This is a genomic window from Leucobacter insecticola (assembly GCF_011382965.1).
GTDB lineage: Bacteria > Actinomycetota > Actinomycetes > Actinomycetales > Microbacteriaceae > Leucobacter > Leucobacter insecticola.
In genome coordinates, this window is record NZ_CP049934.1 from 373,695 (window position 1) to 386,563 (window position 12,869).

At 63.2% G+C, this 12,869-nt stretch carries 12 protein-coding genes and 1 pseudogene; 3 read left to right on the top strand and 10 right to left on the bottom strand.

The features are described 5' to 3' along the window. Positions 1-79 precede the first annotated feature (79 nt). Both G7067_RS01705 and G7067_RS14585 read right to left on the bottom strand, forming a co-directional pair. Positions 80-769 carry a TrmH family RNA methyltransferase gene (locus tag G7067_RS01705; protein WP_425280689.1) on the bottom strand — a complete coding sequence of 230 codons (690 nt, stop codon included), beginning with the start codon at positions 767-769 and terminating at the stop codon, positions 80-82. Between the two features lie 236 nt (positions 770-1,005). Continuing rightward, positions 1,006-3,170: pseudogene (locus tag G7067_RS14585) on the bottom strand (ATP-dependent Clp protease ATP-binding subunit). A 211-nt stretch (positions 3,171-3,381) separates the two neighbouring features. On the opposite strand from G7067_RS14585, the gene ddaH reads away from it, so the two are divergent. After that, entirely contained in the window at positions 3,382-4,152 is a 771-nt protein-coding gene (ddaH, locus tag G7067_RS01720; protein WP_166321488.1) for a dimethylargininase, read from the top strand. Positions 4,153-4,233: 81 nt separating this feature from the next. On the opposite strand, the gene G7067_RS01725 is transcribed toward ddaH, so the two are convergent. The 5 genes from G7067_RS01725 to G7067_RS01745 form a co-directional block, all read right to left on the bottom strand. Continuing rightward, positions 4,234-4,662, bottom strand: coding sequence for a TA system VapC family ribonuclease toxin (locus tag G7067_RS01725; protein ID WP_166321490.1), 429 nt, complete (start codon positions 4,660-4,662; stop codon positions 4,234-4,236). Next, the gene (locus G7067_RS01730; RefSeq protein WP_166321492.1) at positions 4,659-4,931 is read right to left on the bottom strand and encodes a FitA-like ribbon-helix-helix domain-containing protein; all 273 of its coding nucleotides are present in this window, start codon (positions 4,929-4,931) and stop codon (positions 4,659-4,661) included. Before G7067_RS01730 ends, G7067_RS01725 begins: the two co-directional genes overlap by 4 nt. A 129-nt stretch (positions 4,932-5,060) precedes the next feature. Beyond that, positions 5,061-5,681 (bottom strand): NADPH-dependent F420 reductase, encoded by a 621-nt coding sequence (locus tag G7067_RS01735; RefSeq protein WP_166321495.1) that lies wholly within the window; start codon positions 5,679-5,681, stop codon positions 5,061-5,063. A 2-nt stretch (positions 5,682-5,683) separates the two neighbouring features. Beyond that, positions 5,684-6,898 carry an FAD-dependent monooxygenase gene (locus tag G7067_RS01740; protein WP_166321497.1) on the bottom strand — a complete coding sequence of 405 codons (1,215 nt, stop codon included), beginning with the start codon at positions 6,896-6,898 and terminating at the stop codon, positions 5,684-5,686. Between the two features lie 38 nt (positions 6,899-6,936). Then, on the bottom strand, positions 6,937-8,316 hold the full coding sequence (locus G7067_RS01745) for an MFS transporter (RefSeq protein ID WP_166321499.1): 1,380 nt from the start codon (positions 8,314-8,316) through the stop codon (positions 6,937-6,939). Between the two features lie 151 nt (positions 8,317-8,467). On the opposite strand from G7067_RS01745, the gene G7067_RS01750 reads away from it, so the two are divergent. Both G7067_RS01750 and hemQ read left to right on the top strand, forming a co-directional pair. Beyond that, the gene (locus G7067_RS01750; RefSeq protein WP_166321501.1) at positions 8,468-9,460 is read left to right on the top strand and encodes a LysR substrate-binding domain-containing protein; all 993 of its coding nucleotides are present in this window, start codon (positions 8,468-8,470) and stop codon (positions 9,458-9,460) included. A 76-nt stretch (positions 9,461-9,536) separates the two neighbouring features. Further along, positions 9,537-10,289, top strand: coding sequence for a hydrogen peroxide-dependent heme synthase (hemQ, locus tag G7067_RS01755; RefSeq protein ID WP_166321503.1), 753 nt, complete (start codon positions 9,537-9,539; stop codon positions 10,287-10,289). Positions 10,290-10,303: 14 nt separating this feature from the next. Here the strand turns inward: hemQ and G7067_RS01760 are convergent, their stop codons facing one another. From G7067_RS01760 to G7067_RS01770, 3 genes are read right to left on the bottom strand one after another with little or no spacing between them, the layout of a single operon-like run. After that, complete coding sequence (locus G7067_RS01760; protein WP_166321505.1) at positions 10,304-11,485, bottom strand: acetyl-CoA C-acyltransferase; 1,182 nt, start codon at positions 11,483-11,485, stop codon at positions 10,304-10,306. Further along, positions 11,482-12,129 (bottom strand): 3-oxoacid CoA-transferase subunit B, encoded by a 648-nt coding sequence (locus G7067_RS01765; protein ID WP_166321507.1) that lies wholly within the window; start codon positions 12,127-12,129, stop codon positions 11,482-11,484. The genes G7067_RS01760 and G7067_RS01765 overlap by 4 nt, the downstream gene beginning before the upstream one ends. 1 nt (position 12,130) lies before the next feature. Further along, positions 12,131-12,838 (bottom strand): CoA transferase subunit A, encoded by a 708-nt coding sequence (locus G7067_RS01770; protein ID WP_166321509.1) that lies wholly within the window; start codon positions 12,836-12,838, stop codon positions 12,131-12,133. Between the last annotated feature and the right edge of the window lie 31 nt (positions 12,839-12,869).

Consider the following 12,869-nt stretch of genomic DNA (forward strand, 5'->3'; position numbering starts at 1 on the left):
CGAGAAGGCACCCTACCGCCGCACGTGAACTGGCTTCTCGTCGAGATAGTGGCCTGTCGTGAGGTGGTCGCCAACACCGCTAGCGCGGCGCGAGCGGTGAATGCTGCTGCACCCAGCTAAACATCGATACCGCGGCGGCAGCGGAAGCGTTGATGGAGCGTGTGGATCCGTACTGGGTGATCTCCACGACGGCCTCCGCGGCCGCAATCGCTTCTGCGGTGAGGCCGGGTCCCTCCTGGCCGAAGAGCATGACGCACCGTTCGGGCCAGTCGAAGGTCTCCATCGGGACACAACCGGGAACGTTGTCGATAGCGATGATCGGAATCCCCTCTTCGCGGGCCCAGGCGGCAAGCGTCGCCACGTCTTCGCGATGCTCAACGTGCTGGTAGCGATCGGTCACCATGGCGCCGCGCTTGTTCCAGCGGCGGCGGCCCACGATGTGCACCGTGTCGGCGGCAAACGCGTTGGCGCTGCGGACGATCGACCCAATGTTCATGTCGTGCTGCCAGTTCTCGATAGCGACGTGGAAGGGGTGCCGGTGCTCGTCGAGATCCGCGACAATCGCCCGCATGCTCCAGTACCGGTAGCGGTCGATCACGTTGCGCGAATCACCGTGCTCAAGCAGTTCGGGATCGAAGTGTGCCTCGCTGGGCCACGCATCCCGGCCACCCGGCCACGGCCCGACACCGAAGGTGGTGCGTTCAGCACTGGGTTCTGGTTCTGCTGAGTGGCTGGGCACGGTGGGTTCGGGATCGCGGGTTTCAGTCACCCGTCGATTCTCTCACCGATTGGGCCCGCGCTGTTCGATCGCCGCCGGGAGCAGACCACGCCGAGTAACCGTCCGCGGTGTCAAGGAAGTTGCCCCCACCCGCCACGAAAGCGTCGAGAACGTCAAAGGAGGTGGGCTGATCCGCGGTTCAGCCAAACACGTTGCTGCCGAGAACGAGCGGGGCGATCCTGAGATCTGAGGTACCGATGCGTGTGAGTGAATTCATGGTCGCGATGCTACTCCCCCACCGTCGAAAGCGTGAGGGCTGAACCGTCTTCTGCGAGATCAACCAGCACCGTGTCGCCATCGCGTGCTTCACCAGAGAGAATCGCGCGCGCCAGCCGGTCATCGATCTCACGCTGCATCAGGCGACGCAGCGGGCGGGCACCGTAGATCGGATCGTAGCCGCGGGAGGCGAGCCAGCTGCGTGCCGCGGGCGTGACACCCACCGTGAGGCGACGATCCGCGAGACGAATCTGCAGCCGGTCGATCGACAGCTCCACGATCTGCGCGAGATCCACCTCGGTGAGCGGGCGGAAGATCACCATCTCGTCGAGTCGGTTGATGAACTCTGGCTTGAAGGCTCGGCGCACCGTCTCGCGCACCGCATCTTCCTTGGCATTCCAGGCCATCTCGGGGTCGATCAGGTACTGGCTTCCCAGGTTCGAAGTCAGGATCAGGATCACGTTGCGGAAATCGACGGTGCGACCCTGGCCGTCGGTCAGCCGCCCATCATCGAGCACCTGCAGCAGCACATCGAACACCTCGGGATGCGCCTTCTCGACCTCGTCGAGCAGCACCACCGAGTATGGGCGCCGCCGCACGGCCTCCGTCAGCTGGCCTCCCTGCTCGTAGCCCACGTATCCCGGGGCGCTCCAACAAGCCGCGAGACGGAGTGCTTCTCACCGTATTCCGACATGTCGATGCGAACCATCGCGTGTTCATCGTCAAAGAGGAATTCAGCGAGCGCCTTCGCGAGCTCGGTCTTGCCAACGCCCGTTGGGCCAAGGAACAGGAAGGAACCCGTGGGACGGTTGGGATCCGCGATCCCGGCCCGCGTGCGCCGCACGGCATCGGCAACGGCGCGCGTCGCATCGCCCTGACCGATGAGCCGCTTGCCCAGCTCGCCCTCCAGCGCCATCAATTTCTCGGTCTCGCCCTGCAGGAGACGCCCGACCGGGATCCCCGTCCACGCGGCAACGACGCCAGCGATCTCTTCGTCCGTGACCTGGTCGTTCACCATGCGCGGCTCGCCGTCGATGTCCTCGGAGAGTTCCGCGCGCTCGGCCTCCTGCAACTGCTTTTCGATGACGGGGATCTCGCCGTAGAGCAGCTTCGAGGCGCGTTCAAGGTTGCCCTCGCGCTGAGCACGCTCGGCGTCGATCCGCATCTGGTCGAGCTTCTCGCGAAGCTCACCGACACGGTTCAGCGACGCACGCTCGCGCTCCCAGCGATCCTCGAGCACATCAAGCTCTGTTTGGCGCAGCGCGAGATCCTCCCGCAACTTGGCCAAGCGCTCCTTCGAAGCCTCGTCCTTTTCCTTCTTCAGCGCGAGCTCTTCAAGCTTCAGCCGGTCGACGGAACGGCGCAGCTCGTCGATCTCCATCGGCGCGGAGTCGATCTCCATGCGCAAGCGCGACGCGGCCTCGTCGATGAGGTCGATGGCTTTGTCGGGCAGCTGCCGCGCGGAGATGTAGCGATCGGAAAGAGAGGCCGCCGCGACCAGCGCGGAATCGGCGATCGTGACCTTGTGGTGCGCTTCGTAGCGTTCCTTCAGTCCGCGCAGGATCGCGATGGTGTCCTCCACCGATGGCTCCCCCACGTACACCTGCTGGAACCGGCGTTCGAGGGCCGCATCCTTTTCGATGTATTCGCGGTATTCGTCGAGGGTGGTCGCGCCAATCAGACGGAGCTCTCCGCGCGCCAGCATCGGCTTCAGCATCTGCGATGCCGCGACGGAGGATTCCCCGCCGCCCGCGCCCATCAGCGTGTGCAGCTCATCAATGAAGGTGATGAATTTGCCGTCGGACTCCTTGATCTCCTGCAGCACCGCCTTCATGCGTTCCTCGAACTCACCCCGGTATTTCGCACCGGCAATCAGCGCGGAGATATCGAGCGAGATGAGTTCCTTGTCTTTGAGGGACTCTGCGACGTCACCGGCGACGATCCGCTGGGCGAGGCCCTCCACCACCGCGGTCTTTCCGACACCGGGCTCCCCGATCAGCACCGGGTTGTTCTTGGTACGGCGCGTGAGCACCTGGCTCACCCGGCGAATCTCAGAGTCACGCCCAATCACCGGGTCGAGCTTGCCGGATCGCGCCACCTCGGTGAGGTTCACGCCGAACTGTTCGAGTGCGCTCTGCTCGCCCTCTTCTTGGGCGGGCTGCCAATTGGCCTGCATGTGATTCCTCCTGATCTTCACGTTGAAATTAAAACTTGAGTGAATATGACTCAAGTTTAGCGAAACCCCTCGATCCTCGCTAGTGTCCTGCGCCGTGGGACGATAAAGAGTTTGGCTCCGGCGCCGCAACTGCATCTCGTTCGCAGCTCATGCACTCCGTATGCCCACTACGCTGGGATTGGAATTCGCAGCCCGCTACAGAGAGAAACGCATGTCGAAAATCGCCCTGGTTCGCAAGCCCAGCCCACTCCTCGACGACGGGATCGTTGACCACATCGAGAAGGTCACCGTCGACCTAGGCCGGGCGCAGGAGGAATGGCGTGGCTATGTCGCAGCGCTGCAGGCGCACGGTTGGGAGACCATCGAGGTGGATCCCGCAGACGACTGCCCCGACTCCGTGTTCATCGAGGACACCGTCGTGATGTTCCGCAATGTCGCCGTGATCAGCCGGCCCGGCGCAGACAGCCGCAAGCCCGAGGTCGACGGCACCCGCCGCGCCCTGCAAGCGCTCGGCTGCCCGATCGCCGAGATCCAGGCCCCTGGCACACTCGACGGCGGCGACGTGTTGAAGGTCGGTGACACCGTCTATGTTGGCCGCGGCGGACGCACCAACGCGGAGGGCATCGCGCAGTTGCGCCGGATCCTGGCCCCGCTGGGCGGCACCGTGGTGGCGGTTCCCGTCACGAAGGTGCTGCACCTGAAGACCGCCGTCACCGCGCTGCCCGACGGCACCGTGATCGGTTACCCCGACTTCGTTGATCAGCCGGGGATCTTTCCCCGGTTCCTACCGGTTCCCGAACCGCACGGCACCGCGGTCGTGTGCCTGAGTGACTCGGAGCTGCTGATCTCGGCATCGGCCCCGAAGACGGCGGAGATGCTGCGGGATCTCGGCTACGCCGTCACCGAGGTTGCGATCGCCGAATACGAGAAACTTGAGGGCTGCCCCACGTGCCTATCCGTGCGTGTGCGCGCCCTCTGCTAACGTGTCGCCTTTGGGGAACGCGTAGTGCCACACACGGCAGCTGCCTACAGAGCGAAGCGAGAGGTAGCGAGTCCTCCTCGATTACACAGGGATCTGATGAACCCTTCCATTCACTCGCAGAGCAGCGGTCGAAATCCTCCGATCAAACGTGGCCAGCTCGGCACCGTGATAGTGGGCGAGCAGCGCAAGGTAAGTGTCTGTGACTAGGCCTGATCCACTGATCTGGCTCGGATCAATGTTGTCATCGAGCAGTGAGACGTCATCAGGAATGTGCTCGTGATTGCCGACCATGAGGAGACTACGGAGACTTTCGAGCACCGCTTGAGGCGGCTGGCTCCCGGGGTATTTCGCTAAGCTCAGGATCCGGACGGTACCGTTCTCCGTGATCGGGCATGTGAGCCAGCCGCGGATTCCTCTCTCATAGAACCAGCGACTCGCGGCTTCGTGGAACGTCTGCTCAGGGTCACACAGAGCTATGAGCACATTGGTGTCGAGTAAGTACCGGGTCACACGAACTCATCGATCAAGGCTTGAGTTTCTTCAAAGGTCACAGTGCGTGCCCCCGGCCCCTTGTTCAGCAGCTTCACACCGTGGATTTCATGGAGCTTTTGAACGCTTGACGTCCCCTCGTATTCCACGGTCACACGATTCTCTGCTCGAATGCGGTCCACGAGAATCGCGCGCGCCTCAGCCTCCATGGAGCGGCCCTTCTCGCGAGCGAGCTCCCGCAACCCTTCTTTCACTTCGTCAGGCAACTGGCGAATGAGTAGCTGCGCCATCGAAACCACCTCCAGAGTGATATCAATCTATTTGGTCAATGATATCACGGGCTGAATGCTGCGGTCAGCACCTCGGGATCCTCACCAGAAACGACCCTCGCAGACTGACAAGCAAGACGGGGGCACCCCCTAATCAAGCAGCGTGAACCCCGACTCGTTACGCGTCTTCCCGAGCGCCGACAATGCGATCTGCAGAAAACCCATCGCTTCAAGCTCGCGCGCACGCGTGAGCGGCCCGACGTCGATCGCCCGCATACCGGCACCCTCGACGAGCGCGGCGACGGCCATTTTCGCCTCAGCGTAGTCGCCCGCGAACAGGACGGTGGTGACGGTCGTGCCGTTGGTGCCTGCGGTGAGCGTGTCACCGAGATTGACGTTGAACGCCTTCACGACGGCCGCACCTTCGGGGAGCTGCTTAACGAGCTCTGCGGCCGTTGAGGAGTCTGCCGGCACCATCAACTGATCGTAGGTCGTGAAATCGATGGGGTTGCTGATATCGACGACGACCTTCTCGCCGAGTTGCTCGCGATAGTGCGCAAGAATGCTTGGATACGCGACATAGGGGACGGCGAGCACCACGAGGTCGCCGGTGAGGTCGTCCCCGATTGCACCGTAGGTGATATCGGGGTGATCCCCCGACGAACTCGTCGTGCTGCGCCGAAGAATCTGGATGCTCGCCCCGGCGCGTGTTGCGACCGCGGCAATCGCCGCGCTCATCTTTCCGCTTCCAATAATGCTGATCGAAGTCATGATTACGCGATCCTCCTGAATCGGTTCAGTGCCCTTTCGGCGACTTTCTTTGCGTCGTAGTCGAACACGGCGCTGCGCCGGAAATCACGTCCGACTCGCAGGTCTGCATCGCGCTTCTTGAGGTCCGCAAATTCATACTGTGCATCAAACATTGCACCGGCTCTTCGTGAACCGTGCTGCAGGATCGCCGTACGCTGCATACGCACCGAGGTGTAACGCCTGAATGCCTCAGGAATCTCGGCAACACTCTCTGCCGCCCGCAAGAACGTCGCGAGAGCCATGCTGTCCTCGATTGCCTGGTTCACACCCTGCCCCTGGTGGGGAAGCATCGTGTGCGCCGCATCACCGAGAAGCGCAATCGGCCCCTTCGACCAGTTGGTGAGAGGTTCGTGGTCAAACAGCCCCCACCAAAACGTCTCGTCGATTTCTCGCATAAAGCGGTGCAGGCTTTGATCCCAACCGTCTCCCGCAAACTCGGCAGCGAGTTCACCCACCTCTGCAGGTCCAGACCATGGCCCCTGCAGTGGACGGTCGCTCGGCACACCGGCGACAAAGTTGAACAGCTTGCCCTGCTGCAGCGGGTAACACATGAAGTGACGTTTATTGCCCATCCACACCTGGCTGATCCTGGGCCAGTCCTCGGGCAGACGGGACGCGTCAACGACGCCGCGGTAGACCATATATCCGGAATAGACGGGATCCGGGAACTGACCCACGGCCCCCCGCACCACCGAATGGATGCCGTCCGCTCCTACGACGGCGTCGAATACATCGCGCACGCCGTTCTCGAACTCGACATGTACTCCGGAGTCCTGCGCGCTGACAGACACCAGCTTGTGCCCAAGGCGGATGGTCTCCGGGTTCACCTCGCGCGCCAGCACGTCGATGAGGTCCGGCCGATACATCCCGATGTTCCGGTACTGCTTCGCCGAGTCCTCCCATGCGGCGTCGGTCACCAATCTGCCCATCGCGTCCTGATACACCCCGTGCCCCTCGGGGACGGCACCCGCGCGCTTCACCTGTTCGAGTACACCGAGCGTGTCGAGCACCCGCTGAGCGTTCGGGGCGACCGTGACACCTGCGCCCACCTCCCCCAGCTTGCTCGCTCGCTCGAACACGGTCACTTGAACTTCCGCGATCCTCGTCAACGCAATCGCCGCGGTCAGGCCTCCCATGCCCCCGCCGATGACCGCAATTCTGGTGGTCTGACTTACCATTGTTCTTCTTTCGCTCAATTGACAGGACAGGCCGCTTGCTACCGGGTCGCCGCGAGTTCAGGGGCGGCATGACGCGGCGCGAATACGCTTCCGCCGGCGGTCTGCTCGACCTCGTGGTCGGGCCCGAGCGGAATACCCGGGCGATCCCGCAGGCACAGCGCCCCGATAGCCCCGAGCAGCGTCGCGAGCAGCAGATACGAGGAGATGGCCACCGTTGATCCCGTCGCCCCGAGAAGCATCTGTGCGATCATCGGCGCAAAGGCCCCGCCGAACACTGCCCCCAGTGCATAGGTAATCGACACCCCCGAGAAGCGGATCGACGCGGGGAACAGCTCCGCGTACCAGGTGGCCAACGGTCCGTACGTCAGACCGAGCCCGATCGAGATCAGGATGAGGGCGGCATAGAGCCCCGGTACTCCGCCATGATCGACGAGCCAGAAGATGGGGAACACCACCGCCGCCTGGACAGCGAAGCCGACAAGGAACGTGTTTTTCCTGCCGATGATGTCCGCGAGATACCCCGCGATGAGGGTCGAGAAAAACCACACCCCTGCCGCAACAGCCGCCGCCACAAGGACCACCGTGCGGTCAAGCCCCTGTTCGGTGATGGCGTAGTTATTCAGGAAGCCGCCCGTGGTCATGTAGCCCAGGGTGCTGTTACCCACGAACACGAGTGCAGCCAGAATGACGAGGCGCCAGTGGTTTTTGAATAGGGCCACAATCGGCGCCCGGGTTTGCTTACCCCGTTTCGCAATTTCAGCGAACACCGGGCTCTCCGAGACCGAACGGCGGATCAAGAAGCCAACAACGATCAAAACCACACTCACGAGGAACGGCACGCGCCAGCCCCACTGCAGAAAAGCGTCGCCGGGAGAGATCACGCCGGTCATCAGCGCAGTCATGCCTGAGGCGAGCAGAAAGCCAAGCGGAACCCCCAACTGGGGCCAGGATCCGGCACGTCCACGACGCCCTGCCGGGGCGTGCTCGACGGCCATCAGGGCAGCGCCGCCCCACTCGCCGCCGGCGGAGAGACCCTGCAGAATGCGCAGCAGCAACAGCAGAATCGGCGCCGCGATTCCGATCTGCGAGTAGGTGGGCAAGATTCCGATGAGTGTTGTCGCCGCGCCCATGAGAATGAGCGTGATGACGAGCATCACCCGCCGCCCCAGGGCATCCCCGAAGTGGCCGGCGAGGAACGCCCCCAGCGGTCGGAAGAGAAAAGATATGCCCACTGTCGCGAAGGAGAGCAGGAGTGCAATGCTCTTGCCCGCCGGCTCGAAGAAGAGCTGCGCAAACACGAGGCTCGCGCTCGTCGCGTAAATGAAGAAATCGTACCATTCGATGGTGGTGCCGATGATCGTCGCGAAGGCGATTCGGCGCTGGGAGCTGGCGGTGCCAGCGGCAAGGGTGGTGCTCATCGTGTCCCTAACGTCGTTGTTTCTCCCCCCGTGAGGAAGAATGTGGGAGTGTGCCTTTCCAGTGTGGCGGGACCAACTCTGCATGTAAATCGCAGTAAATTGAAGATATAGTTCGATCTAACTTAAGAATTTGCTCGAGGAAGAGGTGGCCGTGGCCGACGTAACTCTGCGCCAGCTCGAACTGTTCGCGGCACTCCCGAACTTCGCCACCCTCAGTGCTGCCGCAGCGCACCTTCACATCTCTGAATCCGCGTTGTCCCAAGCCATCACCTCCCTCGAACGGACGGTTGGCGAGCAACTGTGCGTGCGCCGCAAGGCGCGGGGTCTCACCCTGACGCCGACGGGTCAGCAATTCGCCAAACACGCACGCCAGATCGTTGTCGATACCCAGGAACTCGTTCTGGGTTCGCGTCAGGGCCCAGCGCTTCGAGGACCCGTGAAGCTCGGGTGCTATTCGAGCTTCGCTACGCACGTGCTTCCAGAACTTCTCGAGGGATTCCCCCGGGAACACCCCGAAGTTCAGATCGAGATCACCGTCGGCACCAACGAAGAACTGATCGCAGCCCTCCAAGCAGGCCACCTCGATGTCGCCCTGGTCTACGATGTGTCATTGCCCCTCGGGTACCACCGTCAAGAAATCTACGCCACCGAGCTTGAGGCACATCTGCACCAGGATCATCCACTCGCGAGCGCGGAAACCGTGGACATATCCGACCTCGCGGGAGATCCCTATATTCAGTTCGCGGCCACTCCAGGCACCCTCAATGTCATTGACGCGTTCACCGCACGCAGCCTCGAGCCGCAGATTAAGGCACGAGTCACCCAGATCAGCCTCGTCGAGGCGCTCGTCGGGCGCGGCCTGGGATACGGCCTGCTCATGTCACGCCCCAATGCCTCGCATTCAAGTGTCGAGGGCCGTCCGGTCATTATCCGGCCGCTCGATCCCCCTATTACTGTGACACACGTGGTCGGTATCTGGCCCGAGGACCTGGTGCTCAGCAAGCGCGCCGCTGCCCTGCTCGACTTCGCAGCGATGAGGTTTGGAGGCTTTGGTCGATCCGCAGCCAACGTTGACCCGGTGCCACCCGGCGAACCCAAAGCGTCGTGTGCGACAACAGTCTCGCCCGCATCTGCGGAGGGTTGACGCTTCACGTTCAGTTTGGGGCACACCCGAGCTGCCCGCTATTGCGTCGCGCAGCGAGTACCGCGAGGATGGAGGCATGAGCCGCTCAGAAGTGCCCACAATTCCTGCCCCAGCTTCTGCCATAAGCGAGGCGACGAGTCCCGTGGTTTTCACCCTCTTCGCCGTATTTCGCGTGAGTTCGAGTCATCCCCACGTCTTCGATGGGCGCGACGTTGAGGGCGTGGTGCGGGAATTCGAGGACGTCGTAGAGCTCATTGCAAACGAGCGGGTTGTTCTCCGTGGCTGCTACGACGTCAGTGGGTTGCGCTCCGATGCTGATGTGATGGTGTGGCTCCACGGCACTGCTGCCGAAGACCTGCAGTGGGCATTGCGTGAGCTCCGACGCACCGAATTACTTCGACCACTCGTGCGTGTCTGGAGTGCCGTCGGCATGCACCGCGAAGCAGCTTCGCATGAAGAAGCCGAGGTTGCGCCAACCCATACTCCCGGATTCGTCTCGGGAACCCCGGCAAAACAATGGCTTTCGGTGTACCCCTTCGAGCGTTCTCGCGAGTGGTTCCTGCTCGAGCCAGCCGAGCGCAGCCAGGAGGCTGCCGAGTACCGCCGAATTCACGCAGAGTTTCCGGGGGTTACGGCGCACACCGTAGAGATGTTTTCACTCGGCGATCACGAGTGGCTCTTGGCCCTCGAGTCCGATGGCCTCACCGAACTTGTCGACACGACGCGAGCGCTTCGGGCAATATCTGCTCACACCCACGTGCGGGCAGAGGCACCGTTCTTCACGGGTCGCCACATCGAGATCGCAGAACTCATTGAGGTCCTGCAGTAGCCGACCCCTAGGACCTACAGCGCCCGCAGCACCACCGCGCTGCCCTGCCCGCCGCCGCCGCAGATGCCCACGGCGCCGAGGGATCCTGCGCCGAGTTCAGCGAGCTGCCTGGCGAGGGTTCCGACGATCCGCGCGCCGGATGCGCCGATGGGGTGCCCAAGAGCGATCGCTCCGCCGTGCACGTTGACGATCTCGGGATCGAGGCCCAGCTCCCGGGTGGACTGCACGCCAACGGCCGCAAACGCCTCGTTGATCTCGACGGCCCGAAGATCCGCCACGCCCGCACCGCCCGCGACCTTATCGAGGGCGGCAGCGATCGCGCGCGCCGGCTGTGAGTGCAGGTGCACGTCAGGTCCGGCCACCAGAGCCGTCGCTTCAACCCGCGCGATCGCACGCAACCCCAGACGCGCCGCCGCGCTCTCACTCACCAGCACCAGTGCCGCGGCACCATCGGTGATCTGGGAAGCGTTGCCCGCGGTGATGGTGCCGTCCTTCGCAAACGCGGGACGCAATCCGGCCAGTGACGCGGCGGTCGTGTCCGCGCGAATCCCGTCATCGGCGCTCACCTCCGTCTCGCCGCGGCGCGAAGCAACAACGAACGGCGATATCTCCTCAGCAAAGAACGCCGATGATGCCGCAGCGCGTCGGTGCGATTCTGCGGCGAACGCGTCCTGCTCTTCTCGGGTCAGCCCGAGCGGAGTGTTGCCCTCTTCCGTGAGCTTGCCCATCGCTGTGCGCTCGAACGCATCGGTCAAGCCGTCGTGATCCACGGTGTCAACGAGCTGCGCGGTGCCGTATTTTGTGCCGGCACGCATCGGGATCACGTGGGGGGCGAGCGACATTGACTCCTGCCCCACAGCCACAACGATCTCTGCTTCTCCGGCCCGGATCAAACGGGCGGCCTGGGCAACCGCCTCGGTGCCCGACAGACACACCGCATTGAGCGTGATCGCGGGAACGCCCAGCGGGATCCCCGCCGCCACTGCAGTCTGTCGCGCCGGGTTTTGGCCCGCGCCGCCCTGCAGCACCTGCCCCGCAACGACCGCATCCACCTGCTCGGGTGCGATCCCGGCTCGCTGCAGCGCGGCCCGTACCGCGTGCCCGCCGAGCACTGTTGCTGGCTGGGCAGCAAGTTGGCCGGTGAACTTCGTGAACGGCGTGCGGGCATATCCTGCGATAACGGCAGATTCACTCATGAGATAGCGCCTTCCAATTCGACTGTGAACGTGGCTCCGGTGCAAACCCGAATGTCGTCGACACTCAAACCCGGAGCAATGCGTGTGAGTACAAGCCCATTCTCTCGCACATCGAACACTGCGCGGTCCGTAATGATCCGGTCAACCACTCCGGCCCCCGTCAGTGGGAGGTCACACTCCGCCACCACCTTCGGCGCGCCGTCCTTCGCAACGTGGTCCGTGATGACGATGACGCGGGGAGTTCCAGCCACCAGATCCATGGCCCCGCCCATACCCTTCACGAGCTTGCCCGGGATCGTCCAGTTCGCCAAATCGCCGTTTCCCGCCACCTGCAACGCGCCAAGAATCGCGGTCTGCACGTGACCGCCACGGATCATGCCAAACGAGGTGGCCGAATCGAAGATTGATGCTCCGGGCACGAGCGCCACCGTCTGTTTCCCCGCGTTGATCAGATCGGCGTCCTCTTCACCGGCCATCGGGAAGGGACCCATTCCGAGGATCCCGTTTTCGCTCTGCAGCATCACGCTGACCCCTTCGGGCAGATGGTTCGCGACGAGCGTGGGGATTCCGATCCCGAGGTTCACATATTGCCCATCGGTCAATTCGCTCGCGGCGATCGCAGCCATTTCATCACGTGTCCACATGTCATGCCTCCTGCGGCTCGCGCACCGTGCGCTGCTCAATATCTTTAGTGGTGTCTGTGGCTTCGACGAGCCGCTGCACAAATACGCCCGGGGTGTCGATCCGCTCCGGATCGAGGAACGTCTCGCTCAAATGCTCGGTCTCAGCGAGGGTGACGCGCCCGCAACTGGCGACGAGCGGGTTAAAGTTTTGGGCCGTCAGTCGGTATCTGAGGTTGCCGGCCGCGTCGGCGGTGTGCGCACGCACCAGCGCGAGATCAGCAACGATGCCGCGCTCGAGGATCGCGCGTTGACTGTCGAATTCGGCCTCGGGTTTTCCCGCCGCGATCGGGGTGCCGACACCGGTGGGGGTGTAAAAGGCTGGGATCCCGGCCCCTCCCGCGCGCATCCGTTCGGCGAGCGTGCCCTGGGGCACAAACTCGACGTGCAGTTCGCCGCTCAAATACTGCTCGGCGAAGAGTCGGTTTTCGCCAACGTATGACGCGAGCACCTTCGATACCTGCCGGTTTTCGAGCAGCAGGCCGAGGCCTTTCCCGTCGACGCCCATGTTGTTGGACACGATGGTCAGATCCCGCACACCGGTGTCCCGGAGTGCAGCGATGAGGTTACGCGGGATCCCGCACAACCCAAACCCGCCGACCGCAATAGTCATGCCGTCGTGCACCACGTCCGCGAGCGCCTCCGCGGCACTGCCCCAGTATTTCGATGCCATGCTCGTCCTCCTGCGTCCACACTGCGACCAA

Excerpts from the sequence above, each read along its gene's own strand:
- G7067_RS01770 (WP_166321509.1), bottom strand. The coding sequence starts at position 12,838 with ATGGCATCGAAATACTGGGGCAGTGCCGCGGAGGCGCTCGCGGACGTG.
- ddaH (WP_166321488.1), top strand. The coding sequence starts at position 3,382 with ATGTCGAAAATCGCCCTGGTTCGCAAGCCCAGCCCACTCCTCGACGAC.
- G7067_RS01765 (WP_166321507.1), bottom strand. The coding sequence starts at position 12,129 with ATGTGGACACGTGATGAAATGGCTGCGATCGCCGCGAGCGAATTGACC.
- G7067_RS01740 (WP_166321497.1), bottom strand. The coding sequence starts at position 6,898 with ATGGTAAGTCAGACCACCAGAATTGCGGTCATCGGCGGGGGCATGGGA.
- G7067_RS01760 (WP_166321505.1), bottom strand. The coding sequence starts at position 11,485 with ATGAGTGAATCTGCCGTTATCGCAGGATATGCCCGCACGCCGTTCACG.
- G7067_RS01745 (WP_166321499.1), bottom strand. The coding sequence starts at position 8,316 with ATGAGCACCACCCTTGCCGCTGGCACCGCCAGCTCCCAGCGCCGAATC.
- G7067_RS01730 (WP_166321492.1), bottom strand. The coding sequence starts at position 4,931 with ATGGCGCAGCTACTCATTCGCCAGTTGCCTGACGAAGTGAAAGAAGGG.
- hemQ (WP_166321503.1), top strand. The coding sequence starts at position 9,537 with ATGAGCCGCTCAGAAGTGCCCACAATTCCTGCCCCAGCTTCTGCCATA.
- G7067_RS01735 (WP_166321495.1), bottom strand. The coding sequence starts at position 5,681 with ATGACTTCGATCAGCATTATTGGAAGCGGAAAGATGAGCGCGGCGATT.